The organism is Pseudomonas sp. PS01303 (genome assembly GCF_029959385.1).
In the GTDB taxonomy this organism is placed as follows: Bacteria; Pseudomonadota; Gammaproteobacteria; order Pseudomonadales; family Pseudomonadaceae; genus Aquipseudomonas; species Aquipseudomonas rustica.
The window spans coordinates 1-427 of sequence record NZ_JASCPK010000332.1 but is presented as its reverse complement, the minus strand read 5'-3'; the positions used below and the strand labels follow the sequence as shown (position 1 = coordinate 427).

Sequence of the window (427 nt, the reverse complement as noted above, 5' to 3'; positions counted from 1 at the left end):
CAGATCGCCTTGTCCTATCGCCTGAAGAAGGCCAGCGGCGCGCCCGACATGCCTTCCAAATCACAGTTCATCAGCGCCATCGGTGCGATCAAACGCCTGGCCGCCCCCAAAGCACTGGACGCCGTGAATGGCGCGCTCGACCCGACGTTAAAACAGGTGCGCATCGAGATTCCGTTCGACACCTCATTTGACAAGGGTCAGGCAATCAAACTGTTCTGGCTCGGCACCCGCCCGGAACTCACCCCTTACCTTCCGGAACTGCCACTGTACCCGCTCACTGCGGGCGACATCAGTGCCGGAAAACCGCTGCTGATCCCCATCGACGGCGCGCATTTGACGCCGATCAACGGCGGCAAACTGGAGCTCTACTATCAGTTGCTGATCGAGGACGCCGCGCTCGGCGCGATGAACCATGTCAACGCCACCC

The 427-nt window shown here is 60.9% G+C and carries 1 protein-coding gene; it reads left to right on the top strand.

All coding sequences use genetic code 11. The annotated features are described in order from the left end of the window. Positions 1-427 (top strand): hypothetical protein (locus QMX93_RS31060; RefSeq protein WP_282359353.1); only part of this gene is annotated, 427 nt, incomplete at both ends.